The sequence below is a fragment of the Ignatzschineria sp. RMDPL8A genome (assembly GCF_029815055.1).
Taxonomy (GTDB): Bacteria; Pseudomonadota; Gammaproteobacteria; order Cardiobacteriales; family Wohlfahrtiimonadaceae; genus CALZBJ01.
The window spans coordinates 1,653,437-1,678,864 of sequence record NZ_JAPPWA010000002.1 but is presented as its reverse complement, the minus strand read 5'-3'; the positions used below and the strand labels follow the sequence as shown (position 1 = coordinate 1,678,864).

At 45.9% G+C, this 25,428-nt stretch carries 25 protein-coding genes; 10 read left to right on the top strand and 15 right to left on the bottom strand.

From position 1 onward, the window contains the following. Positions 1-6: 6 nt before the first annotated feature. The gene (locus tag OXI21_RS09075; RefSeq protein WP_279619254.1) at positions 7-705 is read right to left on the bottom strand and encodes a TetR/AcrR family transcriptional regulator; all 699 of its coding nucleotides are present in this window, start codon (positions 703-705) and stop codon (positions 7-9) included. 148 nt (positions 706-853) lie between these two features. Between OXI21_RS09075 and OXI21_RS09070 the strand changes: the two genes are divergently transcribed. The 3 genes from OXI21_RS09070 (at position 854) to pdxY (ending at position 3,035) form a co-directional block, all read left to right on the top strand. Continuing rightward, positions 854-1,054, top strand: a complete 201-nt coding sequence (locus OXI21_RS09070) for a hypothetical protein (protein WP_279619253.1) — start codon at positions 854-856, stop codon at positions 1,052-1,054. A gap of 97 nt (positions 1,055-1,151) precedes the next feature. Further along, positions 1,152-2,144, top strand: a complete 993-nt coding sequence (gene ribF / locus OXI21_RS09065; protein WP_279619252.1) for a riboflavin biosynthesis protein RibF — start codon at positions 1,152-1,154, stop codon at positions 2,142-2,144. A gap of 3 nt (positions 2,145-2,147) precedes the next feature. After that, positions 2,148-3,035, top strand: a complete 888-nt coding sequence (pdxY, locus tag OXI21_RS09060) for a pyridoxal kinase (protein WP_279619251.1) — start codon at positions 2,148-2,150, stop codon at positions 3,033-3,035. Positions 3,036-3,208: 173 nt separating this feature from the next. On the opposite strand, the gene phoU is transcribed toward pdxY, so the two are convergent. The 8 genes from phoU to OXI21_RS09020 all read right to left on the bottom strand — a co-directional run bounded on the left by phoU (position 3,209) and on the right by OXI21_RS09020 (position 13,757). Beyond that, positions 3,209-3,937 carry a phosphate signaling complex protein PhoU gene (gene phoU, locus OXI21_RS09055; RefSeq protein ID WP_279619250.1) on the bottom strand — a complete coding sequence of 243 codons (729 nt, stop codon included), beginning with the start codon at positions 3,935-3,937 and terminating at the stop codon, positions 3,209-3,211. Positions 3,938-3,955: 18 nt separating this feature from the next. Next, positions 3,956-4,714, bottom strand: a complete 759-nt coding sequence (pstB, locus tag OXI21_RS09050) for a phosphate ABC transporter ATP-binding protein PstB (protein ID WP_279619249.1) — start codon at positions 4,712-4,714, stop codon at positions 3,956-3,958. Positions 4,715-4,984: 270 nt separating this feature from the next. Then, the gene (locus tag OXI21_RS09045) at positions 4,985-8,125 is read right to left on the bottom strand and encodes a PilC/PilY family type IV pilus protein (RefSeq protein ID WP_279619248.1); all 3,141 of its coding nucleotides are present in this window, start codon (positions 8,123-8,125) and stop codon (positions 4,985-4,987) included. A gap of 629 nt (positions 8,126-8,754) precedes the next feature. Next, positions 8,755-9,681, bottom strand: coding sequence for a phosphate ABC transporter permease PstA (gene pstA, locus OXI21_RS09040; protein ID WP_279619247.1), 927 nt, complete (start codon positions 9,679-9,681; stop codon positions 8,755-8,757). Position 9,682: 1 nt separating this feature from the next. Beyond that, the gene (gene pstC, locus OXI21_RS09035; protein WP_279619246.1) at positions 9,683-10,627 is read right to left on the bottom strand and encodes a phosphate ABC transporter permease PstC; all 945 of its coding nucleotides are present in this window, start codon (positions 10,625-10,627) and stop codon (positions 9,683-9,685) included. A 207-nt stretch (positions 10,628-10,834) separates the two neighbouring features. Further along, positions 10,835-11,860 (bottom strand): phosphate ABC transporter substrate-binding protein PstS, encoded by a 1,026-nt coding sequence (gene pstS, locus OXI21_RS09030; RefSeq protein ID WP_279619245.1) that lies wholly within the window; start codon positions 11,858-11,860, stop codon positions 10,835-10,837. A gap of 150 nt (positions 11,861-12,010) precedes the next feature. Next, entirely contained in the window at positions 12,011-12,373 is a 363-nt protein-coding gene (locus OXI21_RS09025) for a YbaN family protein (protein ID WP_279619244.1), read from the bottom strand. Positions 12,374-12,761: 388 nt separating this feature from the next. Beyond that, positions 12,762-13,757, bottom strand: coding sequence for an LLM class flavin-dependent oxidoreductase (locus tag OXI21_RS09020; RefSeq protein ID WP_279619243.1), 996 nt, complete (start codon positions 13,755-13,757; stop codon positions 12,762-12,764). 294 nt (positions 13,758-14,051) lie between these two features. Between OXI21_RS09020 and OXI21_RS09015 the strand changes: the two genes are divergently transcribed. Further along, positions 14,052-14,747: a hypothetical protein gene (locus OXI21_RS09015; RefSeq protein ID WP_279619242.1), complete on the top strand. Its 696-nt coding sequence runs from the start codon at positions 14,052-14,054 to the stop codon at positions 14,745-14,747. A 101-nt stretch (positions 14,748-14,848) separates the two neighbouring features. Here OXI21_RS09015 and OXI21_RS09010 read toward each other — a convergent pair whose 3' ends face one another. After that, positions 14,849-15,169, bottom strand: a complete 321-nt coding sequence (locus tag OXI21_RS09010) for an Imm51 family immunity protein (protein ID WP_279619241.1) — start codon at positions 15,167-15,169, stop codon at positions 14,849-14,851. 305 nt (positions 15,170-15,474) lie between these two features. Here OXI21_RS09010 and OXI21_RS09005 point away from each other — a divergent pair, with 305 nt between their 5' ends. The 6 genes from OXI21_RS09005 (at position 15,475) to OXI21_RS08980 (ending at position 19,722) form a co-directional block, all read left to right on the top strand. Then, positions 15,475-16,614, top strand: a complete 1,140-nt coding sequence (locus OXI21_RS09005) for a nicotinate phosphoribosyltransferase (protein WP_279619240.1) — start codon at positions 15,475-15,477, stop codon at positions 16,612-16,614. Positions 16,615-16,638: 24 nt separating this feature from the next. Continuing rightward, the gene (gene nadE / locus OXI21_RS09000; protein WP_279619239.1) at positions 16,639-17,391 is read left to right on the top strand and encodes an NAD(+) synthase; all 753 of its coding nucleotides are present in this window, start codon (positions 16,639-16,641) and stop codon (positions 17,389-17,391) included. 67 nt (positions 17,392-17,458) lie between these two features. Beyond that, positions 17,459-18,082, top strand: a complete 624-nt coding sequence (gene lipB, locus OXI21_RS08995; protein WP_279619238.1) for a lipoyl(octanoyl) transferase LipB — start codon at positions 17,459-17,461, stop codon at positions 18,080-18,082. Between the two features lie 114 nt (positions 18,083-18,196). Next, complete coding sequence (locus OXI21_RS08990; protein WP_279619237.1) at positions 18,197-18,928, top strand: AzlC family ABC transporter permease; 732 nt, start codon at positions 18,197-18,199, stop codon at positions 18,926-18,928. Position 18,929: 1 nt separating this feature from the next. Beyond that, on the top strand, positions 18,930-19,268 hold the full coding sequence (locus tag OXI21_RS08985) for an AzlD domain-containing protein (RefSeq protein ID WP_279619236.1): 339 nt from the start codon (positions 18,930-18,932) through the stop codon (positions 19,266-19,268). A 43-nt stretch (positions 19,269-19,311) separates the two neighbouring features. Continuing rightward, entirely contained in the window at positions 19,312-19,722 is a 411-nt protein-coding gene (locus tag OXI21_RS08980; RefSeq protein ID WP_279619235.1) for a VanZ family protein, read from the top strand. Here OXI21_RS08980 and OXI21_RS08975 read toward each other — a convergent pair. From OXI21_RS08975 to OXI21_RS08955, 5 genes are all read right to left on the bottom strand, one after another. After that, entirely contained in the window at positions 19,706-21,244 is a 1,539-nt protein-coding gene (locus tag OXI21_RS08975) for a surface lipoprotein assembly modifier (protein WP_279619234.1), read from the bottom strand. The two genes, OXI21_RS08980 and OXI21_RS08975, sit on opposite strands and share 17 nt — an antisense overlap. 26 nt (positions 21,245-21,270) lie before the next feature. Further along, positions 21,271-22,251, bottom strand: a complete 981-nt coding sequence (waaC, locus tag OXI21_RS08970) for a lipopolysaccharide heptosyltransferase I (protein WP_279619233.1) — start codon at positions 22,249-22,251, stop codon at positions 21,271-21,273. A gap of 133 nt (positions 22,252-22,384) precedes the next feature. Continuing rightward, the gene (locus OXI21_RS08965) at positions 22,385-23,323 is read right to left on the bottom strand and encodes a lysine exporter LysO family protein (RefSeq protein WP_279619232.1); all 939 of its coding nucleotides are present in this window, start codon (positions 23,321-23,323) and stop codon (positions 22,385-22,387) included. Between the two features lie 55 nt (positions 23,324-23,378). Beyond that, positions 23,379-23,789: a Holliday junction resolvase RuvX gene (gene ruvX, locus OXI21_RS08960; protein ID WP_279619231.1), complete on the bottom strand. Its 411-nt coding sequence runs from the start codon at positions 23,787-23,789 to the stop codon at positions 23,379-23,381. A 268-nt stretch (positions 23,790-24,057) separates the two neighbouring features. Next, positions 24,058-25,257, bottom strand: a complete 1,200-nt coding sequence (locus OXI21_RS08955; protein ID WP_279619230.1) for a dicarboxylate/amino acid:cation symporter — start codon at positions 25,255-25,257, stop codon at positions 24,058-24,060. Positions 25,258-25,428 lie beyond the last annotated feature (171 nt).

The following is a 25,428-nucleotide window of genomic DNA, read 5'->3' as shown; positions in this document are numbered from 1 at the left end:
AATCGGTTAATCTTCTGTCAACGACCAACTCGGCAGTGGCCGGTTTAAATCTCGTAAAATCGCATCAATTGCCCCAAAGGTGGTGAGCTTCATATGGCGGACAATCTCTGTTTGCTCGGCACGAGCGTTATAGAGCGTCGGATAGATTTCGCCGGCGACGGAATGATCCATAATTAGATACAGAATATTGGGGGCGCTGAGATTAAAAATGATTCGATCGATACTGCGATGATCCTCGGGAAGCCCGCTATAATCGGCGACAATGCGGCGGGTAATCTCAATTTTAGGGCTGACGCGATTGGCCATCACATCGTGCATCACCTCGTAAAATTCAGACGAGGGGAGAATCGATTCTCGTATAAAAATTCTAAAAAATCGCGGGTTACAGAGCGCACGTTCGACAAAACTTTCAATAATGGCAGAGAGTTTTTCAAAAGGGCTCATGGCACTTTCATCGATCTTGATTAAGACTTTCGTTTCGATCAAAAGCTCATGGGAGCGATAGAGAAGCGCTTTATAGAGCCCCGATTTTCCGCCAAAATGGTAATTAATCGAGGCAGTATTGACGCCGGCGGCTTCGCAAATTTCTTTACTGGTGGTGCGATCAAAGCCTTTTTCGGCAAAAATTAAGCTCGCCACATCTAAGATATGTTCTTTTGTGGCATCGCCATCAGCGCGCGTAGCGGGCGCGGTGCATTCAACCATGATCGTCTCTCCAAGTGTGATGATATGAGTGCCTGTATTTTATCAGCTTTTATCTTTCCTGCTTGACAGCGGATCGATTTTGCTTAAAATAGGTCGCCTTAGTTTAAATTCAAATTTAAATTAGATCAAATAACAGAAGAAGGTAGCAATGAGTAAGAAGGGAGATGAACTCCGCGAGCATGATCGATTGAGCTGGGTTGAGCAGATGCTCTATCCGGTGGAATCGTTAGCGATTATGGTGCCGATTATGCAAGAGATGGCGGATCGAAATCGCGTGATTTTAAGTGAATCTCACAGTGAAACGAGCGGTGAAATTGCGCAACCGTTAAACCGATCCCACAGCGCGTAACCTTGAGTGAAAGCGGGGCTTTTTATTGTTGAATATCGAGCTAAATGATAAGATACTCATTCGATAAAAGAGGTATAGAACGAAAAGGATTAGCTCGATGGAAATTATAGAGATTCATCACCCCTATGCGCCGGACGAGATTCCGAGCGATCATGTTGTGCTTGCGCTTGGCTTTTTTGACGGCGTGCATCGGGCCCATCAAAAGGTGATCAATCGCGGGCGGGAAGAGGCCAATAAACGCGGTCTAAAACTCGCGGCGATGACCTTTAATCACCATCCTTCGATCGTTTTTCAAAAAATTAATCCGCATGAAATGCGCTATTTAACCACGCTCGAGCAGAAAATTGAGCATATGGAAGCGCTTGGCGTAGATTATCTTTACGTCGTCGAATTTACCTCCCATTTTGCAAGCCTCAAACCGCAAGCCTTTGTTGATCAATATATGGTGGGACTCAATGCTGAGGTGGTGGTCGCGGGCTTTGATTATACCTATGGTCCGAAAGATTTAGCGACGATGGCGGCGCTCCCTGAATATTGTCAAGATCGCTTTGAGATTATCGCCGTTGAAAAGCAGATGGAGAGCGAGCTTAAAATTGGCTCTACGGAAATTCGTCAATTTATGGCGCTAGGCGATATGGAAAATGCGGCGCGTTATTTAGGCTATGTCTACGAGCTTTCGGGCATTGTGGTTCATGGCGATAAACGCGGGCGTCTGCTTGGCTTTCCTACGGCGAATATTAAAGTCTCTTACATGTCGCGTTTGCCACGTAAAGGGGTTTACGCCGTTAAAATTCGCGTCGCCGATAAGTGGTTTTTAGGCATGGCGCAGATCGGTTATAACATCAGTTTTGAGCAAGATCGCGATCTCACCATTGAGGTCAATATTCTCGATTTTGATCAAGATATTTATGGCGAGCAGGTGGATGTGCAGTGGTATTCTTATCTTCGTGATGAGATTAAATTTGATGGGATTGATGGTCTCATTGCCCAGCTTGAGCAAGACCGCGCCGATACCCGTGAATATTTTAATCATTACCAAGAGCCGGCCTATCTAACAAGCCCGATGGCGCGCCGCGGTATGACGATTTAATCTATGGGAAATCGCAATTCATTAAAACGGGTGCTCACCATTCAGTCGCACGTCACCTACGGCTATGTCGGCAATTCTGCGGCGGTTTTTTCTCTGCAACGCTTAGGGATTGAGGCAATGCCGCTCCATACGGTGCAATTTTCCAATCATACGGGCTATGAGCTTTTTACCGGCGATATCTTTAGCGCCGAGCATCTTCGTTCGGTGGTTTCTGGCCTTGAGCAAAACCATATTTTAGAGCGCATCGATGCGGTTTTAACCGGCTATTTAGGCAGCACTGAAACCGGCGATGTGGTCGCCGAAATTGTGGCGAAAATCCGCGCAAAAAACCCTGAGTTACTCTATCTGTGCGATCCTGTGATGGGCGATAAAGAAGATGATTGCGGGCTGTTTGTCCATGAATCGATTCCACCCTTAATGCGGGATTCAATGCTTTCGATTGCCAATATTATTACCCCCAATCATTTTGAATTTGAGCTTGTGTGCAATCAAAAAGTCACCACGATTGCAGAAGCGTATCAGGCCTCAAAAGCCCTTTTTAACGCCCATGAAACGCTCTCAACCATTGTGATTACAAGCTTTAATAGCACGGAAAGCGATGCCTTTGTAACGCTGCTTTTCTCTCGCGATGGACAAAAATTACGAGTAGAAACCCCGCGTCTTGAACGTTTCCCCATGCCGAGCGGGATGGGGGATACCTTTTCGGCGCTCTATCTCGGGCATATTTTACAAGGAAAAACGCCAGAATATGCGCTCTCCTATACCACTTCAACGCTCTACGCCTTTGTAAATGATAGCGATGATGGGCAGCGCGATCTTTCGATGATTCGTGAGCAAGCGCAGATTATTAGTCCAAAAGTGCTCTTTACCGCAACGGAGCTTGAGATTTAGCCTAACAAGTTTGGTTTAGAAGAGTTTTGATCCGTTAGAAAAATTAACGAGAAAAGAAAATGCTGCCAATCACGGAGTTTTGTAAGACGTGAGGGACAGCATTTTTTCATTATAAGCCTGCCAGTCGAAACAGGCTCTCGGATTGATCGTTACGGTTCTCTATCACTACTGGCTTAGAGCGCTTTGTGATCTTTGTTTTTCAGCAAGACTTGAAGTTTTTCATCTTTTTGTACGCGAATATCGACGCCTTTAACAAAATAGATGATAAATTCACAAATATTTTGGCTACGATCGCCAATGCGTTCAAGCGAACGGGCACAGCGCATCGCGGTTAATACTGGTGGAATGGTGCGGCTATCTTCCATCATATAGGTCATCAGTTGTCTGACAATATTGTCGTATTCATCGTCGATTTTATCGTCATCGGGATAGATGTTGAGCACCGTTTCAAGATCCATGCGCGCAAAAGCATCGAGCACATCGTGGAAAAATGTCAGGCTGCGTTTTGAGAGCGATTCTAAACTCGCAAGCACCGGTTTTAAGTGTTCTGGAAGCGGGTTAAACGCCATACGGGCAATGTTGCGCGCGGCATCGGCAATTCGCTCAAGTTCGGTAATGGTTTTTATGATCACAATTAAAAGACGCAGGTCGCTCGCGGTTGGCTGACGTTTGGCGATAATAGTGATGCACTGCTCATTAATATCAACCTCCATCTGGTTGATCACTTTATCTCCTTCAATCACCGATTTTGCGAGCGTTTCATCGTTGGTCATCATCGCTTGGACCGCTCTTTCAAGCTGTTTTTCCGTCAGTCCGCCCATGGTGAGCACTTGATTCATCGAATCTTCAAGTTCAGCATTAAATTGCGCTGAGATATGATTATTCAGTTTGACAGGTTTCATCAATATAATTCCTTTTAATTAACCATAACGCCCGGTGATATAATCTTCCGTCTGCTTGTGTGTTGGGGTGGTGAACATGGTGTCGGTGTCGTTATATTCGATCAGTTCGCCAAGGTACATAAACGCCGTTTTATCGGAGGTACGCGCCGCTTGCTGCATGTTGTGCGTCACCATCACGATGGTGTAATCGGCTTTAAGCTCGTTAATCAATTCCTCGATTCGCCCGGTTGAAATCGGGTCAAGGGCGGAGCAGGGCTCGTCCATCAATAAAATCTCAGGTTTAATCGCAATCGCGCGGGCAATGGAGAGACGTTGCTGCTGCCCACCAGAGAGATTGTAGCCACTTTCATGGAGCTTATCTTTTGTTTCATCCCAGAGCGCCGCTTTCGAAAGGGCCCATTCAATCCGCTCTTCGAGCTCAATTCTCGGGAGCTTTTCAAAGAGTTTAATGCCAAAGGCGATATTATCGTAGATCGACATCGGGAAGGGGGTCGGCTTTTGAAACACCATGCCCACTTTCGCCCGAAGGAGCGCGACATCCTCTTTGCTCGTTAAGATATTTTCATCGCCAATTAAGATTTCACCCTCGGCGCGCTGCTCAGGATAGAGCGCATACATCTTATTGAGCGTGCGCAATAGCGTCGATTTACCGCACCCTGAGGGGCCGATAAACGCGGTCACTTCATTGGCGGGGATATCGAGCGAAATGTTATGGAGCGCCTGATATTCACCGTAATAAAAATTGAGATTTCGGATCGAAATTTTCGAGTTACTCATGTGTTGGAATCTATCCTTGCAACAAAATGAATCGATTTAATTTATTCTTAAGGTATTGTAGAAATCGATTATGACGGGAATGTGACAGTATGACAACTTTGTCATATTTCGGAGTGTTATCTACGCTGAGCCATAAAAAACACCTTAAACCGGCGCACTCACAGAAGGAGATATACGCCGTTTAAGGTGTTTTGGGTGCAAGGTTAATTTAAGTTTAGGCTTAGGCTTAGATTTGGGCTAACAGGCGCTAATTAAAACTCAATGAACACATTAATGATGGGGGCGACGTTTCATATATAAGCGCCCGACAAAATCCCTGCCTCCTGCTTGTGCAAAAGGATCGAGCAAGCAGAGGATTTCTCCATTGACCATCGTTTGGCAACGCCCCGCATCTTCTGACGCTTTATCGTAACTGTAGTAACTGTCGGCGCTTCCGGTAATCTCGATCAATTCGGCTTGTATGCCGAGCGATAAGATCGTGGTCTGATTGCCGTAGACTTTTTCAGTCCCGGTGGAGAGATAGTTCCCCGAAAAGTTTCCGCCGGCGGCGTTGGTGTAGGCCAAATTACTTTCACGGCTAAAATGCTTGGTTTTCCCGGTAAATGGATCGAGCGCTAAGCGTTTACCAAAGGGAATCGCCGAGGGTAAACAGGGGTCATCACTGCGATATTTACCGTAGATTTCGTGCTGGTGGATCGAAAATTCATAAACGCCCCACGTATTGAAATGAATGGTTTTGCGCTCATTGTCGTATTGCGGTGAATAGACTAAACGCTCGCCCATATTGTTGCCATCGGCCGTTAGCGGAAGATACCAGCCGCGCTGAGAGTGGCTCTCTTGCAGATCCGCTTCAACGGGATAGGTTTTATAGGTGAGGTAATCATCTAAATAGGGTTTTTTGCCAGTATATTTAAGGTCGCCACGGTTTAAATCTTTCAGTTGCAGGGGAGAATTCATCGCTGCCGGAATATCCTTAATGGCAATTAGATTATGGGTGACGAGCGAATTTTTCCCGCGGTCAAGCTCCATGCTTGCGTTTAATCCCGTCCCAAAATAGACCCAGTGGATATCGTTTTTATTGGGGTCGCGAATTACAAGCGGTTGTACAGAAATTGCCGATTGTCCCTTCGCGGTTTTAGGCGCTTTAAAGAGGGTTTGGATCGATTCGGTATTGAGCTCCGCGTCAAAGGTCACTTTATAAAGATGCCCCTCGTAATCGCCCACATAGACCTTATCGAGCTGCTGCATATTGAGCCCCGCATCTTTCACAATAATGGTCGGAGTCGCAGCACCGCCGCCTTGTTTATTGAGAATCACCTCTTTAATAAGATCGCCGGTGTAGGCATCAATCAAATAGAGGCTCGAGACATTGCTCGTACTCCCAAAGCCATTGCCAAAGAGAGCGACTAGTTGCGGGGAGGTGCGCGCGGATTTCGGGCTCATATGATTAAAAAATTGAAAGCCGGAATAACTATAGCCTAAGTTTTGAAAGCCAGGGGTGCGCTTTTTCCCTTCGTTCACAATCTCAAAAAGTGGAGTGATATGGGTATCGCCAGTGATTTTTAGATTATCGAGGTCGGCGGCTTTTTTACCATAGAGCTGATAGCCAATCACCGCTTTTCCGCCTGCGCCAAGATTTGATAGGCCGACGGTCGCGTAATAATCGCTTCCCTCTTTCATAACGAGCCCATCACTAATGTTAGTTTTACCATCGATGACAAGCTGATGGGTGTGGCTGTGGGCAATCTCATCGATGCGCTCATGAAGAAACGAGGGGAAATAGGCAGTATTTTGCTCCCCGGCACGGCGCCCAGATTTAAGTCCGCGAGTGGCATTAATAAAGCGGAGCGTCCCGGTATCATCGCCGAGCACAATGACGCTGGAAAAATGTGAGGCTTTATTTTTCAGATACTGAATAAAGCCCTGTTTATGCGCTTGCATCAGCTCAAGATTGAGATAGAGATTGTCGTGGTTGGCCAAAAATAGATCGGCATTTGGGGAACTCCCAATCGGGGTAATGCGCCCATTTAATTGGATAAAATAGGCATCTTTCGAGGATTTCTTAAAGCGGAGCCAATCTTCATGGGCTTGTCTAAAGGGCGTTTGCGGATAGAGTTTTTTAATATTCGCCGTGGTTAAACCCATCTCTTTTTTCGAGGTGGGATTAAAGGTGATGTAACGGCCTTGATTGGGCAAAATAGTGCTACCCGTTTCCCACAATGTAACGTTATTGATGCGGTCTTTGGAGCGGTCGCCACTCGGATCCGCGACTTTATAGGAGGTCACCGCGCGAATGGAGCCAATGCCCTCATTAAAGGTGTAGGTGGTGTCGTAGCGAATTCCGCCCATATTATCGAGATTGCTGATGTTTGGCACCGATTGCGGTAGGGTCGTGATCTCTTTATCAAGGGAGGCGTAGGTGCTACTTGTACTGCGAACGAGCGTCGAGAAAATCACATCAAAGGCGCTAATGAGGTCGTCGGCGTTTTTCATCACATTGCGGCCACCCTCAACCCCCATGCGAAGTCCTCCGGTGCCATCGGTGTAATATTTATACATTTTATCGTGGATCGGCATCGCCAGACTCACCGTATGAATGGTGATTGGCATCGGTTTGGAATAGCGATCGTTCCAAGGTTGGCCGGCATTATCGTAGAGTTTATCGGCCCAGGTATTATGTTCAATGGTCAATTTTCGGATATCGCGAAGATCGATTTTTTGTGCAATATCGACGACGAATTTATGCTCTTCACCCCTAAAAAGTAGATGGCGATTGTGATTAAAACGGGCATCATAGGGTTTTAGCAAGTGCTTATCACCGGGTAAAATATCATAGAAGAAAGACTCGTTCGCAGCACCATCGGTCATTAAAATTACGTGATTGGATTGACAGCGATAGTGCAGTGGCGACTCAAAGTGTGAACTGATAATCGGCGGATCGGCTTGATCTAAAATGATGGGGTCACCACGGAGTAAGCGAATCGCTTGATAGGTCACATGGGAGACGGGCGTGTTTCCAAAGGCGATAATGTCTTTATCAATATTTTGATAGATGCGGCGATATTCATTGGAATCCACCTTGGAAAGATCTTGCACGGGGAGGTGATTATCAAGAAGCGTCCACGAATTTCTTCTCGAATTCATATTGGTATAGCCCAGCAACGCTTTATCTTTATAACGGTCAAAGAGAAGGCGAACGGTGTGTTGTAACGCATCAATTCGGCTGGTGGTTTTACCATTTAAAATCATGTCGCGAATTCCCATCGAGCCGGAATTATCGAGCGCAAGCGCAATCGCGGGCTTCGGGGAGTTTAGTTTTAACACCGGCTCACTTGAGGGGGTAAAGGTCTCATCGGCATGCAACATCTGCATCGCTCTAAGGAGAAGCAATAACAAGGAAAGTCTCTTCATTTATCGTGATCTCACATAACAATGTATTGAATATTAATTTGTTTTTATTTGTAAAGAAGTACAAAGATTTGTGTGGGATTACGTATCCTATAGGGTTTATGAGAACAGTTAAAATAAAAATATATTAATGGATTAGGTCTAAATTGACTAAAAATTAGCCTGTCACACAACGTGGCATAGAAAATTTTTTAATTGATGACGATCGACAAAATTTATGGCGCGCTTTTTGCTAAATAATCGAACGATTCAAGCATGAATCATAACGTATCAATGAGTTGATAGTTTAGGTGTGCTGAATTGTTGGCAAGATTCTTAATGGGAAGATATTTACAATTAAGAGCATCTCTCCACGATTTATTTAGGCCGTACAATTTTTGACGTAGGTCATATTCTCGATCATAAAGAAAACTTATTGGGTGGATTTAAAAAAGCTATATGGCGCTCATTTTTGGATAAAAATCGCTCAATCAAAATGGATTTTTGCTGAATAATGAGTGGCTTGGAATTGATTGACAAATCTTGACGAAAAAAAGCCCAACCGGTAGAAGGGTTGGGCAAAAGGTGAGGAACGAACGCCTCAAAAAGGTGGGTGTGACACTCTAGAGTTGATTTGGTTGCTTACATTTCGGTTAATTACGCTGACCTTTCGGACTAAAGAAGATGCGCGCAATGATGTTGAGCAGTAAGATCGCGATCGTCATAAAGAAGACGCCGGCCCAAGCAAGATGCTGTAAATTGCTATCGGGGGTCATCGCGAAGTTATAGATCGTCACCGGTAAACTTGCCATCGGCTCCATCACATTGGTGGTCCAGAATTGGTTGGAGAGCGTAGTAAATAAAAGCGGTGCGGTTTCACCTGAGATACGTGCAATGGCGAGCATAATCCCCGTCATAATGCCCGATAGCGAGGCTTTTAGAGTGATGTTGATGATGATTTTCCACTTAGGTGCGCCAAGGGCATACGCCGCTTCCCGAAGCGTGTTGGGGACTAAAAGAAGCATGTTTTCCGTGGTTCGAATCACAATCGGAATCTGAATCAGCGCGAGCGCTAAAATCCCCGCAAGCCCTGAGAAGTGTCCCATTCGCACTACAATGACGGTATAGACAAAGAGCCCAATTACGATCGAAGGGGAGGAGAGCAGTACATCATTAATAAAGCGAATCACCGAGGTGAGGCGACCATTCGGGTTATATTCCACCAGATAGATTCCGGCAAAAATCCCCATTGGCGTACCGATAAAGGTGGCCCATAAAATTAGAATGCCACTTCCGACAATGGCGTTTAATAGCCCGCCGCCTTCGGAGTTTGCCGGTGGGGTCATCTCGGTAAAAAACTCCATGGAGATGCCACCAAAGCCTTTCGTTACTGTGGTAAATAGGATTAAAAAGAGCCAGAAGAGCCCAAAGAGCATCGCCGTCATCGAGAGCGCAATGGCGCCGCGATTAATCCATTTACGAATGCGCTGTTTTTTAAGACGCATGGCGTGGCGATTTTGATCGGAGGGCGTTTGATTTGTGGCAGAAACGGAGTTGGAATGAAGGATCTGTGTGGTCATCTTAATAAGCCTTTCGATTCATAATGAGTTTAGAGAGCGTGAGCACGATAAAGGTGATGATAAAGAGGAGAAGTCCCAATTCCATCAACGCTGCGGTGTGCAGCTCACTCGACGCTTCGGCAAATTCGTTCGCAAGGGCGGAGGTGATACTGTTTCCGGGCATAAAGAGCGATAGACTATCGAGTTGATAGGTGTTCCCGATGACAAAGGTCACCGCCATCGTCTCCCCAAGGGCGCGCCCAAGTCCAAGCATAATGCCGCCAAATACTCCTTTACGAGTGTGCGGTAAGATGATGTGCCATACCACTTCCCAGGTTGTTGCACCAAGACCGTAGGCCGATTCTTTCATCATTTGTGGGGTACGTTCAAAGACATCTCGCATCACTGATGCAATGTAGGGAATGATCATAATGGCGAGAATAATGCCCGCCGAGAGAAGCCCGATTCCAAAAGCTGGGCCTTCAAAGAGTTTATTAATGAGCGGGATATTGGCGGTAAGGCGCGTGAGCGGCTCTTGGAGATGATCGGCAAAAAACGGGGCGAAGACAAAGAGTCCCCACATTCCGTAGACGATGCTTGGAATCGCGGCTAAGAGCTCAATTGCAATGCCAAGGGGCTTTTTAATCCAGTTTGGCGCGAGTTCCGTTAAAAAAAGCGCAATCCCAAAACTGACCGGCACCGCAATTAAAAGGGCAATAATGGAGGTGACGAGCGTTCCGTAGATCGGTACTAATGCACCAAATTGATCCATCGGCGCGTTCCACTCTTTCGTCCAAAGAAACTTGAGACCAAATTCTTTAATGCTCGGCATCGAGGCGATGATGAGCGAAACAATGATGCCCCCGAGCAGTAGTAGGACAAAGTAGGCAGACCCTTTGACCAGTAGACCAAACAGCCTGTCAAAATGGGCACTGAATTTAGAAGCGTAATGTGTCTGTCGACTCATAAAATAATTCGTTCCTTGTAGTTAACGTAACGATGGGCGGGCGGTGTTATTGTTGTCGATCTGTGTTAAATCGGTGCCTTCTGTCCCAACGATTGTCTTGTTTGATTTCAATTTATCTACCAATTTGTAGATATGCTGAAATGACAAGGGAATCATCGTTCCACTTGCCATCTCAGTGTGTCATTGATTTAGAATACGCGAAATCAATTATTTAGTTTTGATCTCTTTTGCAAGCGTCTCATCGATGATGGTTACAACGTTTTCAGGAAGTGGCGCGTAGTCTAAGCCTTTTGTGATCGCTTGACCTTTTTCAGTCTGGCCCCATTGGAAGAATTTGATGATCTCTTCCGCTTTAACTGGATCTGCTTGATCTTTATGCATTAAGATAAAGGTCGTTGAGGCTAATGGCCACGCGTTTTTACCTTCACGATGGGTGAGGTCTTGTGCAAAGGATTGTTTCCAGTTTACTTTCGCCGCAGCCGCACTGAAGCTTTCCGCGCTTGGGCTTAACACTTCACCATCTTTTGAGACAAGCTTGGTGTAGCTTAAATTGTTCTGTTTTGCGTAGGCATACTCAACGTATCCGATAGACCCTTTCACGCGTTGAACGAATGCGGTTACGCCGTCGTTACCTTTCCCGCCGATACCGGTAGGCCAGTTGACCGTTGATCCTGCGCCCACTTGGTCTTTCCAGTCGCTATTGACTTTCGAGAGGTAGGTGGTGAAGATAAATGAGGTGCCTGAACCGTCTGCACGGCGCACAACTGAGATCGCTTGATCGGGAAGTTTTACGTTCGGATTTAAGGTTTGAATCGCTTCATCGTTCCATTTTTTGATTTTGCCGAGGAAGATGTCGCCTAAGGTTTTCCCGTCAAGAACGAGCTCATTGGATTTGATGCCTTCAACGTTGATCGCAAGCACCACGCCGCCCGTGACCGTTGGGAATTGAACTAATCCCTTCTCTTTAAGATCCGCGTCACTTAATGGCGCATCGGATGCACCAAAATCAACGGTTTTTGCGGTGATCTGTTTAACGCCCGCTGAGGATCCGATCGATTGATAGTTAATGCGTTTACCGGTCTCTTTATTATATTCGTCGGCCCATTTTGCATAGACAGGCGCTGGGAATGATGCGCCCGCACCGGTGATTGACACATCTTGTGCAACGGCTGTACCACTCATAATCGCACCGCTTAAAAGGATGGCTGAAGTGAGTTTTTTTAATGAAGTCATACTGTTTCCTTTTCGTTTGATAAACGTGATTTAGATTTAAGGTTTTGATTTAAGGATTTTTGATCTACGTTGAGTATAAAAAAGGAATATGACGGGATTGTGACACTTTAAAAAGAGTCGTGTTACATAAATTTTTTTCTGAAAAGGCGGTTAGGGCAAGGTTTTTCGCGTATGAATAAAGTAAGAAACGGAAAGTCCTGTCACAATTAAGAGGAGTGCGACAACGCCGTTACGCGCGATCAGCATGCTAAGGATCATCGTTCCCCATAAGATAAGATAGATGCGGATCTTACGGCGTCTGCTAATCCCTTTATGGATCAGATAATCGCGGATAAATTCGCCAAAATAGGGATGATTGAGGAGCCAAGCGTGAAAGCGGGGCGAACTTTTCCCAAATAAATACGCACTCAAGAGCAAAAAAGGCGTGGTTGGAAGCAGTGGTAAGACCGATCCAATCAGCCCTAATATGAGCGAGATAAACCCCGCAATAATGAGAAGATAGCGCGTAATCATGGGAGCATTATAAGAATATTTAGCCAATAAAAAAAGACCCGCCGAATCATTCGAAGCGTGTCTTTTTACGTTGTGAGTCGTTGTTGTATCTCAAGGGCGAAGTAATAATTTACTTCTCGCCGCTCTTCTTTTTGCTTTGTGCGAGGAAAAAGTAGACAAGACCGCCTGCGATTGCAAATTGAAGTAACATACCAACGATGGTAATAATCATGGTTGCACTCATTATTATTCTCCTAGTAAAGTGATTGATATAGATCAAACCCGATAGGAGAGTATACGGGGTTTTAGGGAAATTACCACTGAAAAAGCGCCCCTTAAATGCTACTCGCTTAACAATCTTTACAATACGCTGATTTGATGTTTCTTTATCCTCAAAAAAGCGTATCCACTAAAGCGTTTGCATAATTTCAGCAAGGCGGCGATAGGAGTCTAAATGCGCCGTTTCATCAAAAATTGCCGAGGTAAACATCAGCTCATCGGCTTTCGTTTGACGAAGGACATCCTTTAATTTAAGGCGAACATTTTCCTCGCCACCCACCGCAGAATAGCGCAGCATCCGATTAACATGCACCTTTTCCACGATATTCCATTCCGATTCCATCTCATCTACGGGCGGAGGCGAGAGCTTTATAGTACCGCGAACGAGATTGGTAAAACTCTGCTCCATGGTGGTAAATAAGCGATGGGCTTCACGGTCACTTTCGGCAACAACCGCATTCATACAGACGATCACATAGGGGCTTTCGAGTACGTTTGAGGGTTTGAATTTACGGCGATAGGTTTCAATTGCTTGAATAAGATGATCGGGAGCAAAGTGGGCGGCAAAGACATAGGGAAGTCCAAGCTCTGCGGCAAGTCCCGCACTAAAAAGACTTGAACCTAAAATATAGATGGGAATATCGAGATCCCGCCCCGGAATCGCTTGAATTGAAGGGTCATACGCGGTACTCATGGCCGGATTAAAATAGCTCTGCAGTTCGCGGACTTCATCAGGAAATTCAAGGGCTCTGTGAGGATCACGGCGAAGGGCAAAAGTGGTCTTTTGATCAGTCCCCGGCGCGCGGCCGAGTCCACAATCGATTCGCCCAGGATAGAGCGATTCAAGCGTACCAAAACTTTCCGCAACCATAAGTGGCGCGTGGTTTGGCATCATCACCCCGCCAGAGCCAATCCGAATACTATTTGTATTTTCCGCGAGATAGCCCATTAACACCGTTGTGGCGCTGCTTGCGATATTGACCATATTGTGGTGCTCGGCAACCCAAAAGCGGGTATAGCCCTCTTTTTCCGCCTGCTGGGCTAACACTTTTGAGCGTAAAAATGCATCGCGTGGGGTTTGGTTTTGGTAAACGGTCGCAAGATCTAAAATCGAGTAGGCAATCATGTGAGCTCCTTGTCAATAAGCGGGGATTGAGGTGGATTGAGCGATTGATGACGCATCGTGCGAGCGTCAATCGAAGTGATTCGTTAAGGATAATTGATAAAAATCAAAGATTCAAGCTAACGCCTTGAATTTAAGCAATGAATTTAAGCCACTAAGTTAATTACTCGAAGTGCCTAAGAGTTTGATAAAGTAGAGGGATATTCCACCGCTAAATTGATTCATAATTAATTAATGATTAATTCATGATTGATTTATGATTCGGAAGGCGATGACACAAAGAAAAAAGGAACCGACATGCGACTAAAACAATGGATATTACTGGGGTGTGGCGTTTTTACATGGGCCAATGCAGGGACGCTGATTGACGAGATGAGTGCCTGCGATCAGCGCTTTTTCAATGCTTTATATGAAAAGGGAAGTGCGGAGCCGGGTTTTGTGCGTTCTGATAAGGCGGGCGGCGTTGCGTGGTTTGCGGTAGAAGATCGTTTTTCAGAAGATGAAGCGTCGGTCTATCGTTTTAACACACCGATTAAAGAGAAAGGCCTCTCGCTTATTGCTTATTACGATCGCTATATTGATCTGCGTGGATTTGAGCTCGGTGAATTCTACTTTTGGGGTTTTTTAGCGGAGAACAATTTTGATGAGGTGAAAGCAGCGCTTCCAAACCTTGCATGGCGTGAGACGAGCCCCGATCAATCGTGGAGTGGTGGTGAGTGGGTGCGCCGAAGCGGGAATGAACCGTGGAAATATAATCCCATCGATATGGCGGGGATTTTAACGCCGTCAGGGGTGATGGAAAAAGGCTTTTTTATTGAGCGCCTTCCCGATCATCCCAATCAACTTTGGATTACCTGCACCATCCAAGGGAGCGTAACGCCGGCGGCCATTATGCAAGATCGCCCAGATCTCGCGCCGGAAGTCGGGGAGATTGAGAATTTAGAGAGTGAGCTTAAACGTATGGAGACGGCGGATAAAGCGCGCTTAGATTAGAGTTTTCGACTGAAACCCCAAGGTTTAGTGTTTCGAATTAAAAAAACGAGTCCAGTTAAGGCTCGCTTTTTTTGATGCTTGGATTTGAGAGAGATGCTCGTTTAGAGGCGTTCGATATAATCACGCAATTGAACATCGTCAAACATCATCGCGCGAAATTCTAAGATAAAGTATTTCATCTCATCAAAATTCCCGCGAAGTGAGCAGGTATCCGCTTCTGGGTCGTAATCAAATTCGCCCATTAAATCGGGAAAGTTATCTTCTAAGAAAAGCTCAATAATATCGATCCATGCATAGCCTGAATGTTCCTTTTCGGCATCTTCAAAGAGCTCATATTGTAGATCTGCGTCAAAAAAAAGGTTGAGTTGATCATTTTCAAGTTCAATCACATGAAGCGGGTAGATATTTTGTAGGTCTTGCATCGCGTTATCCGTTAAAAGTGTGTCAAAATGAGGACCGAGAGCGATTATTATATCCACTTTTTGATAAAAGCTCGATTAATTTTATGGCCGACTTATCCTCAAATTGAGCATTTATAGGGAAAATGGGCATAGTGCGCTAAAAATGAGGCTTAATATATGGAAATAAATAGGGTAGTATATTAACGATATTATAAATTTATAATCCATTTTAGGACGGGTTATCGGGTTTATAACGGCCAAGTGGTCACGGCGTCCTCGAAGACGAAGGGCAACTTTAAAATATAAAATTCATCTAGGAACGTAAGATGTCTCAAAAAAATAATCACACCGTAAAAGAGTTCGACCTAAAGGAACAGGGAAAAATCAAACGTTTGACCAATAAAACGTTCAAGTTTGATGAGAGGATTGGAGAGGGCTGGTTTTCCGCAGTTTACTTTTTAAAAACCGCTGAAATTGCGCGACGCTATCGTGAAGATAAAAAGGTGACGATGCAGTTTTTCCAGCGTCATGATGACGTTGTCCTATGTGGCATCGACGAGGCCATTGCACTCCTTCACACTTTCGCCGATTCGCCTGAAACGCTCGAAATTAAAGCACTCAATGATGGCGATAAAATTGGGGCGTACGAAACCGTTTTATCGATTACCGGAAATTACCAAAAATTTGGCTTTCTTGAAGGCTTAATTGATGGGTTGTTAGCGCGCAGAACCTCCATTGCCACCAATGTGCATGACGTGGTTCAAGCGGCGGGCGATAAAGAGGTAATCTTTATGGGCGACCGTGACGATCATTTCGGGCAACAAGCGGGCGATGGTTATTCAGCTTATATCGGCGGCTCAAGTGCGCAAGCGACCCATGCGATGAATGAGTGGTGGGGCAAAGAGGGCTTAGGCACGATGCCGCACGCGCTCATTCAGCTCTTTAATGGCGATCTTTTGGAAGCGGCGAAAGCCTATTACGAAACCTTCCCTGAAGATAAGCTCATGGTGCTCGTTGATTACAATAATAATGTGATCGAAGATTCGCTCCGTGTTGCGCGCCATTTTGGTGAAAAACTGGTGGCGGTGCGGGTTGATACCTCCGGTAATATGGTGGATCAATACTTTATGCGCAATCCCCATCTATTGGGTCCCTTTGATCCCCGTGGCACGAATCCAACCTTGATTCGCGCGCTTCGTGATGCGCTTGATGCGGAAGGTTATACCAATGTAAAAATCGTGGTAAGTGGCGGGTTTAATCCTAAGAAAATTGAAGAATTTGAAGCGCAAAACACCCCGGTGGATGTTTATGGCGTCGGCTCAAGTCTTCTAAAAGTGAATGTCAGCTTCACCGGTGATAATGTGTTATTAGATGGTGAGCCTCAAGCGAAAGCGGGCCGAATTTTGCGCCCCAATCCCCGTTTAGAAGTGGTGGAATATCCCATCGATTCAGCGGATGCTGAGTAATTAAAATCATTTAAGGAGTGTTTCGTGGAAAAATATATCGATTATTTAGGAAACTGGTTGCAAACTGAACTTGATTATCGCGGCGCTGAGCACTTTGTGTTTGGTATGAGCGGCGGGGTTGATTCGGCAGTAGTGGCCTTTCTGTTAGCGAAGTTTTTTCCCGAGCGCTCGCTAGGCGTGATGATGCCGTGCATGAGCCACCCCAATGATTTAAAAGACGGAGAATTGGTGATGAAAGCGTGTGGCCTTCCCTCCATTACTGTTGATTTGACCGCAACGCACCATGCGCTCATGAGTGAAATTGAAGCCTCGGGAACTGAGTATATGACCAATTCAGATCCTGAGCGTCAGCGCGTTTTAATTGGCAATACCAGTGCACGCCTTCGGATGACAACGCTCTATACCATTGCACAGGCGAAAAACTCGATCGTCGTCGGCACTGATAATGCGGTGGAGTGGTATACCGGTTATTTCACTAAATATGGCGATGGCGGGGTGGACATTGTGCCGCTTTTTCATCTCAATAAAGATGAGGTTTACGACATCGCGCGGATTTTAGGCGTTCCCGATGAGATTATTAATAAAAAACCCTCAGCGGGCCTTTGGGAAGAGCAGACCGATGAAGATGAGATGGGCACAACCTATGCAATGCTCAATCGTCATCTAAATGGGGAATCGGTGCCGGAGAAAGATCGTGAAGTGATCCGTTTTTGGCATGAACGCTCGCACCATAAACGTGCTCTTCCACGCACGCCGAAGTCGCCTTCTGAGGATTGATCTTCGCGCTAAAGCCCGATATGATCGAAAGATGATTTAGTTTGAGCATACTACAAGGATTGTCCGTGTGAACGTTAAATATTTAGGATTGGCCGATTATCTTCCTGTGTTTGAAGCGATGAAACACTTTACCGAAACTCGTACCGATGAGACTGTCGACGAGCTTTGGATTGTGGAGCATCCGCAAGTGTTTACGCAGGGGCAGGTGGGAAAGCCGGAACACATTCTAAATGTTACGGAGATTCCCATTGTGCGTGTCGATCGTGGCGGTCAGGTGACCTTTCATGGTCCTGGGCAACTGGTGGTCTATACGCTGATTAACTTTAAAAAACGCAAAATTGGGATTCGTTCCCTCGTCCGTTCGATTGAGGCGAGCATTATCGATACGCTTAGCGATTATGGTATTGAAGCGTACGGTAAAGAAGATGCGCCGGGAGTCTATGTGGAGGGCGATAAGATTGCCTCCCTTGGCCTTCGGATCAAAAATGGCGCAGTCTATCATGGGCTTGCGCTCAATGTGAAGATGGATTTAACGCCCTTTACCTATATCAATCCGTGCGGGTATGCGGGGCTTAAAATGACGCAGATGGCTGATCTTATCGCAAACGAAAAGGCCGATCAGCTAAGCGTTAATCAAGTGGCCGAAAAACTGGTGAATCATCTCAAAGGCTATCTTGGCGAGATCGATTAGACGAACCAACATTTGTAGATAATTATTTTAATAAAATAGCGACCAATTATTAGGGGAAGCCAAGCGGTTTTGCCTACTTTATGCGGTCTATAAAAAACTCACAAAGGGGATACTGTGGAGAATGAATTTAGCTGGAAACGCGCCGTAAAGGTGACGTATCCAGTTGCGATGGGTTATGCGCCGGCGGGAATGGCATTTGGGATTTTAGCCACAAGTGCGGGCATTCCATGGTGGCTTGCGATTTTGATCAGTATTGTCGCACTCTCTGGGGCGGCGCAATATGCGATGATCGATGCGGTAAAAGCGGCTGCCGGCGTGATGGGGATTTCGCTCCAAACGCTCACCATTAATCTTCGCCATGTCTTTTATGGTCTACCACTTCTTGATGCGCTCCCTAAAAATCGTCTTGCACGAACCTACTGCTATTTTTGCCTTACCGATGAAGGCTTTTCCGTCCTAACGACGCTCTCAAAGCGCGATCAGAAGGGGCTTTTTCTTAAGATCTCTTTTTTAGTGCATAGCTATTGGGTGCTCGCGACCATTGCCGGTGTGATTTTAGGGGAGGGGATCGGCAGTTTGATCCCAAATCTTGATTTTGCGCTCTCATCGCTCTTTGTCATTTTATGGTATGAACAAGTGAAGATGAAAAAGGTGTGGTGGCCGAGCGTTTTAGCGCTTGGGGTGTTTCTGCTTATGCTTTGGATTTTGCCGGAGTCAGTGCTGATTATGGCGCTTGTGGTGTCGATTGCGATTATTTTAGTGCGCGCTATTTTGTTTGAGCGTAAACAGCCACTCTATCATGGGGATGGATCACTTAACGAAGATGCGCTTGGTGGGGAGAAATAAGATGACGACGATGACTGTAACCGCAATGTTTATCTCAGCGCTTTTGATGAGTGTAATCACGCTTTTCCTTCGTGCATTTCCCGCGCTTGTCCCGCTTAAATGGCTCGATTCGCCGATTTTACGGGCGCTTAATTTCGCGCTTCCCATCAGTGTGATGATGATTTTAATTTTAAATAGCCTCGCCATTCCCGAGAGTTCCATGACCGATATTTTTGCCAAAGTTGGTGCGATGTTTCTTGTGCTTGGCAGTTATCTCTGGTGGAAGAATGTCTTTGTGAGCGTTATTGTCGGCGTCGCTTCTTTAAATGGGATTCTCTATTTAGTGGCACTTTTCGCATAATTATTTATAATAAAGCCCCCCTTTAATCACGGAATCGGCATTGATGAATTGGAAAAATCGTCTTCGTAATTGGCCTAATGGCGTCTGGTTTATGGGCGTAACTCTCTGGTCGCTCTTTATTTTGTACGCTCTTTTTAAGCCAGCAAGCGAGATTCCCGAGGTGCCGTTGATTATTCCGCATCTCGATAAAGCGGTGCATTTTACCCTGTTTGCAGTGGAAGGATTTCTATTAGTAGCGCTCTTTAAAGGGCCGCTCCTTCGCTTTGATGCACGCGGGAAATGGGGTTGGTTTTTACTCTTTATGTTTCTTGTAATATGCAGCGCCGGCTCTGAATATCTGCAAGAGCACTATACGCTTGACCGAAGTGGTGATCTATTTGATGCGGTGGCCGATCTTCTAGGCGGCATTATTGGCGCGCTCTGTGCGACCTTTTTCTTTACAACGCGCGACTAAAATCGAGATACCACTTAAAGCGGTCGTAATTATAGAGAGGGTGATTGCCGGAGGTTTTTTGCCAATTGACAGAGAGTTTTGGCGTAATGCCCCAAAATTCGATATCGCGTTTCCACACGGAGAGCGAGAGCGTATATTCATCTTGTCTGCGCTGAATTCGGGTGATGTCCTCCCCTTTATAGGCACGTTTGGCGTAGCTCGCTTGCACGTTGGTTGAAAATTCATTGGGCCACTGTTTTCCCCAACCGACACGAATCCCCCGGCGAATATATTGGTCTGACTCATCACTAGGGGACTCTTTACTAAAATCGAGCCCGGCAAAGAAAAATTGGTCATTAGACGGGGCGTAAAGCAGGGTGGTGGCGATCATAAAGCGATCTCCATCTAAAAAATTCCGCTGCTGATCATAGGTTTCGTGGCGAAATTCTGCCATATTCATCCATTGCCATTTTGGCGAAAGCATCTGATCGACGCTCACTCGTAACCCGACGCTGTGGGCATAGGGTTTTTGGCTAAACCAGCGCTTTTCATAAAATGGGGTGACAAAAATCGATGTACCAAAGGTTTGATACCCGTAACCCGCGTAAACTCGTGCAGTAACCTCATTGTAGGTGCGATTGTCCCAATAATATTGCCCGTAGAGCTCGCCTTTGGTGCGGAAATAGTGCTGTCCGCTAAGGTTGTAATCTTTTTTAGCGGAGAAAAAATAGGATATCCCGTGCGCCGATTCCGCTTCGGTAATGGAGACAAATCCATTGGCATTTGCGCCGATCGGCGGTGCGCCATTGATATTCCGATCTTCCGTATAATTGAGCCCAAGATCAAATTCAAACGATTCCCGTTTATTGATATAGTCCTGATAGGATTGAAGCGCCTCGCGAGACCCATCATCAAGCGGATAACGCTCAAGCTTTTCAATGATTTCTTCCGCATCTCGATGAGCACGATTGGCAAGATTGGCCTCAAGCAGTGAAACCTCAATTTTAGGGAGATCTGGCGTCTCTTCGAGCATCGCATTAAAGTGGGCGATCGCCTTTGAATAATCGAGGTGCTCTTTTGCTACCATCCCTTCCATATAGTGGATCAGCATTGGGTCTTGATAGTGCTCGGGCAGGCGTTTATAGGCGGGAAGTAGCGCGCCCATCGCGGGGATATTATTTTCTGCAATCACCGTTTGTAGGAGCGACATTAAGAGCGCGGGATTATTTTCAAGCCCTTGAGTCGAGATCTCAATCTCCACTGCTTCGCCACTTTGTTTTGCAGGAACGACGGGGCGTTTTACTCGGTCGCTACTGGTTTCATTGTGAGTATAGTCCGCAATGGGATTGAGATTGTCTGTAGGACGATCGTGATTAAAGTTTTGTGTCTGCGCCTGTGTTTGCGCTGCAGCCTGCCCAATTAACATTGATCCGATTAATAAGGGTGCTGTAAGCGTTATATAAAAAATAGAGGAGAGAAGCGCTGAACGTTTTTGCCGATTTTTTTGTAAATGAGGCAAGGGCAATAATGAATGGCTCAGCATACTCTCTCCTTGGGCTTGATGATGCGTTATTTGGGTAAAATATCGAACGCATCGATGGCATTTTTTACATCATCGAGCATCGGTACGCGCCCGATTCCGCCCATATTGATCACATGGCGATTATGTTTGGTGAGAACCGCACCGGCGTGGCTCGGTTTACTATCGGTAAAGAGCATCACAAGCGGTAATTCTTGGCTATTGGCGATATGGGCAAAGCCAGTATCGACCGCCACCACAAGTTTAGATTGCGCGATAATATGAGCACTTTCCGTGAGCGATTGTCTTGGAACGACCACCGATTTTGGAATCTCACGGCTCATGCGTTCGGCGCGCTCTTTTTCCCGCTCATTTCCCCAAAATAATATCGAAACGAGCCCCTTCTTACGCAGCCATTTCCCGAGTGCAATCCACTCTTTTTCCGGCCACTCTTTCGATTCAGCGCTTGTGCCATGAATGAGCGAGACAAACGGTTCATCCGGCGTTAATGGATTGCTGTTTTCAAGTTTTGGCAGACCAAAATCGATTTGCGGGGTGAGATCGTAGCCAAAAATCTGCGAAAATAGCAGACGAGCGCGAGCAATGGCGCCATTGAGCCATTTGACCTCATATTGATAGGTATTAAATCGAGCAGCAGCCTTTTCACGAATGCTCTTTTCATTAAAGCCATGAATCGGCTGTTTCGCTTTTTTCGCTAAAAAGACGCTTTTTAATAATCCTTGCGCATCGATCACATAATCCCACTTTTCGGCGCGCATGGCCTTTTTAAAGGCACCATATTCGCGCCATGTTTTTGGGCTTAATAGCGCTTTTCGCCAACGGCGCATCGCAACGGGAATGATTTTTGTCGTTGCAGGATGAAGAAGCGGAATGTCTTGAAAACTCTCTTCAACCACCCACGTGAGCTCAAAGGGCTCGTCGCCAAAATGGGCTTTAAGATCGGTAAGTGCAGGAAAACAGTGGATTAAATCGCCCATGGAAGAGGTCTTAACAAGCAGAATTTTTTTCATGATATTCAAAATCTAAGGATTAAAAGAATGATAAAAAGGGTAGCACATTTCGCGTAGGCTCGCCGTTCTATCCCCTTAAGAGTTGATCAAAATGGGGTTACTAGACAGCGAATCTTTATCTACTATTTGCGCATCAGCCTGTACTCCCTAAACTTGCAAAAAATGCGAGCAGAATGGGCGAGATAATATTGATGATAAATCCAAAACTAATGGCAATCGGCACCACGCGAATCCCGCCGGATTTTTGAATGACGGGAAGCACAAAATCTAGAGAGGTTGCTCCACCTGAGCCAATGGCTGAAAGGGGGTATCGGCGCATCATAATGGGAATGACCGCAAAGGCGAAAAATTCACGAAAGAGGTCGCTAAAAAAGGCGATACTACCGACGGTCGGGCCAAATCCTTTTTGCAGGACACTCGCGGAAAGAGAGTACCAGCCAAAGCCGGAGCTTATGGCAAGCCCTTGGATAAGATCAGCACCGCTCATTAGCGCCGCTAAAATACCTCCTAAAAATGAGGAGATAATGAGCGCGACGCTTAAAATAATGCCATAGCGATTGAGGAAAACCGCTTTAAGGCTGATCCCATTACTGCGAAGTTGAATCCCGACGAAAAAGAGGAGAATCATCAATGCGATCTGCCCGGTATGGTCAGCCGTTGCCTTCATCATGCTGTGACTTAAAAGGCCCAAACGTTGGACAAAAACGCCCAATATTAAGCCTAAAATAATGGAACCAAGCAGTTTTCCAGCGTTTAACACGAGCTCAAGTTTCGAGGGTTTATAATTTGAAGTTTGCTTAACCCGTAGCGGAATATATTTATCGATGATGTAGAAAAAAGCCATATTACAGCCAAGAATCATCACAATATAGAGCACCGTTTTTCCGGCGATGCTGGTGAGTTCTGCTAGCAGATTTTCCATCACCGAGAGATTGAGCCCCATAATAAAGAGGATAAAGTAGATGAGAATCATCAAGCCCTTATCGACAAATTTTAAGATGGGCGGGTTTTGAATATAGAGCGCAAAGCCAAGAAAGAGCGGGGTTAATACCCAAAGCAAAGTGGTTAGCATGAGATCCTAAAGCAACATAGACAATAAAGATGGGGCATCGGTTTTGATGGCAACCTTAAAAGGGCGAGAACCAACGTTCGATAATAATGGCGGCCGAGATCGCATCGAGCTGGCCTTTTTTATTTCGCTGCGAGGGTTTTAAAAACGCTTCACTCTCCATCGAAGAGCGTGATTCATCCACTTCAAAAACCGGCAGTCCAAAACGGCCATGCAGGCGATTGCCAAATTTACGAATCTTTTTGATGTGATCGGTTTCCGTCCCATCTTTGGTAAAGGGAATGCCGAGAATAAACGCATCGGGCGTATACTCTTTGATCAACGCTTCCACCTCACTCCAATCGGGTTCGCCGTGGGTTGATTTTAAGATCGTAACGGGCTGCGCCGTACCAGTAATCGCATTGCCTGAGGCAACACCAATATTTTTCTCGCCGTAATCAAAGCCTAGGACGAGAGAAATCTCTGTCATCTGTGAAGGGTCTCCCTATGAATCATGAAAAAATGTGGCACAAGTGCTGATTTTAGCAGAAATAGCCGAAAAATGGAGAGAATCCTCACAGCCAATTGTGAAGGAATTTAATCGAGGTGGTGATGGATGAGTGATTACCGCTCAAGGGCCCTATTGGTATGGGCATAAAAAAGACCTTAAGTGTGCTTCTTTAAAAGGCATGACTTAAGGTCTTTTTCTGTGTTTAGTCAAATGTAGACCAAAGGGGTAGATTAAAGAGATGGGCTACTTACGCGCCGGTATTTTGTGCGGTGTCGATCTCGCTTGAGGTCTCTTTATCGCCAATTTTATCCACGATAAGGGTAAGTGCACCGTCACCTGTGACGTTCGTTGCGGTCCCAAAGCTATCTTGAGCAAGGTAGAGCGCCATCATGAGGGCAAGCATGGTATCGGTAAAGCCGAGGACGCTCGCTAAAATACCAAGAGCTGCCATCACTGCGCCGCCGGGAACGCCAGGGGCAGCCACCATGGTTAAGGCTAATAAGAAGATAAATTTCGCGTAAATGGGGAAATCAACGGGCATACCATTAAGAAGTAGAACGCCGACGGAACAGGTGACAAGCGTTACCATACTGCCTGAGAGATGGATCGTTGCAAAAAGCGGAACGGTAAAGCCCGCAACACGCTCGCTCGCGCCTGCTTCAATCGATTGACGCAGGGTTACCGGAATTGTCGCTGCTGAAGATTGTGTACCCACGGCAGTAAAATAAGCCGGAAGCATAGTTTTAATCAGCGCAAACGGTGAACGACCTGAGACCATTCCCGCGATTGAATATTGCGCGACGAGAATGATCCAATGCATCACGATAATGGCCACAAATACGAGTGCAAAGATCGATAAAATGCGCGCCACTTCGCCGGCGTAGGTCATGTTGAGGAAGATCCCGAAAATATGGAAGGGAAGAAGCGGAATAATCACTTTAGAGATCAATTTTTGGATGATTTCGCGGAACTCGTTAAACCCACTCTGAAGCACTTTACTTTTAAGCGAGGCGATTCCAATTCCGATTACAAAGGCAAATACAAGCGCACTCATCACGCCGATCATCGGTTCAATGCCGATATCAACGAAGGTGGTCGCTAATCCAGCGCCGGGCGCATCAAAGCTTTCGGTCGGTTGTGAAATAACGCGAGGAAGCAGGCTCGATGCCACGAAAAAGGCGAAAAATCCTGCAATTAAGGTCGAAACATAGGCAATGCCCGTTGCCGCACCTAAGAGCCTTTGCGAGCCTTTACCAAGCTCTGCAATTCCCGATGCGATAAAGGCAATAATAATTAACGGAACGCTGAAGTTGATAAATTCGCCAAAGACATTGTTATAGGTGGCGAAAATGCGCACAAACCATTCAGGTACGAAGTTTCCAAGCGCGCCCCCTAAGGCGATCGCAATGATGATTCGCGTTAATAATCCAAGTTTTCGTTTCTTCATTATATGGGTCATCCTCTGACAGTTAATTGACTCTGATAATAGTTAATTGAGCATCATACCAGTATTGGCACACGTTTTGGCACATGCTTTTTCAGTATATAAAAAATCCCCACAAAATATCAAAATATCATCGTGAGGATTGTATTATGACCGAAATTTCAGAAACGTACA

Coding starts and splice junctions, on each gene's coding strand:
- OXI21_RS08980 (WP_279619235.1), top strand. CDS start 19,312: ATGAATTGGAAAAATCGTCTTCGTAATTGGCCTAATGGCGTCTGGTTT.
- pstA (WP_279619247.1), bottom strand. CDS start 9,681: ATGACCACACAGATCCTTCATTCCAACTCCGTTTCTGCCACAAATCAA.
- OXI21_RS09010 (WP_279619241.1), bottom strand. CDS start 15,169: ATGCAAGACCTACAAAATATCTACCCGCTTCATGTGATTGAACTTGAA.
- OXI21_RS09025 (WP_279619244.1), bottom strand. CDS start 12,373: ATGATTACGCGCTATCTTCTCATTATTGCGGGGTTTATCTCGCTCATA.
- OXI21_RS08955 (WP_279619230.1), bottom strand. CDS start 25,257: ATGAAGAAACGAAAACTTGGATTATTAACGCGAATCATCATTGCGATC.
- OXI21_RS08975 (WP_279619234.1), bottom strand. CDS start 21,244: ATGCTGAGCCATTCATTATTGCCCTTGCCTCATTTACAAAAAAATCGG.
- OXI21_RS09070 (WP_279619253.1), top strand. CDS start 854: ATGAGTAAGAAGGGAGATGAACTCCGCGAGCATGATCGATTGAGCTGG.
- OXI21_RS09015 (WP_279619242.1), top strand. CDS start 14,052: ATGCGACTAAAACAATGGATATTACTGGGGTGTGGCGTTTTTACATGG.
- ribF (WP_279619252.1), top strand. CDS start 1,152: ATGGAAATTATAGAGATTCATCACCCCTATGCGCCGGACGAGATTCCG.
- OXI21_RS08965 (WP_279619232.1), bottom strand. CDS start 23,323: ATGCTAACCACTTTGCTTTGGGTATTAACCCCGCTCTTTCTTGGCTTT.
- OXI21_RS09005 (WP_279619240.1), top strand. CDS start 15,475: ATGTCTCAAAAAAATAATCACACCGTAAAAGAGTTCGACCTAAAGGAA.
- OXI21_RS08985 (WP_279619236.1), top strand. CDS start 18,930: ATGACGACGATGACTGTAACCGCAATGTTTATCTCAGCGCTTTTGATG.
- pdxY (WP_279619251.1), top strand. CDS start 2,148: ATGGGAAATCGCAATTCATTAAAACGGGTGCTCACCATTCAGTCGCAC.
- waaC (WP_279619233.1), bottom strand. CDS start 22,251: ATGAAAAAAATTCTGCTTGTTAAGACCTCTTCCATGGGCGATTTAATC.
- pstB (WP_279619249.1), bottom strand. CDS start 4,714: ATGAGTAACTCGAAAATTTCGATCCGAAATCTCAATTTTTATTACGGT.
- OXI21_RS09075 (WP_279619254.1), bottom strand. CDS start 705: ATGGTTGAATGCACCGCGCCCGCTACGCGCGCTGATGGCGATGCCACA.
- pstC (WP_279619246.1), bottom strand. CDS start 10,627: ATGAGTCGACAGACACATTACGCTTCTAAATTCAGTGCCCATTTTGAC.
- pstS (WP_279619245.1), bottom strand. CDS start 11,860: ATGACTTCATTAAAAAAACTCACTTCAGCCATCCTTTTAAGCGGTGCG.
- OXI21_RS09020 (WP_279619243.1), bottom strand. CDS start 13,757: ATGATTGCCTACTCGATTTTAGATCTTGCGACCGTTTACCAAAACCAA.
- phoU (WP_279619250.1), bottom strand. CDS start 3,937: ATGAAACCTGTCAAACTGAATAATCATATCTCAGCGCAATTTAATGCT.
- OXI21_RS09045 (WP_279619248.1), bottom strand. CDS start 8,125: ATGAAGAGACTTTCCTTGTTATTGCTTCTCCTTAGAGCGATGCAGATG.
- ruvX (WP_279619231.1), bottom strand. CDS start 23,789: ATGACAGAGATTTCTCTCGTCCTAGGCTTTGATTACGGCGAGAAAAAT.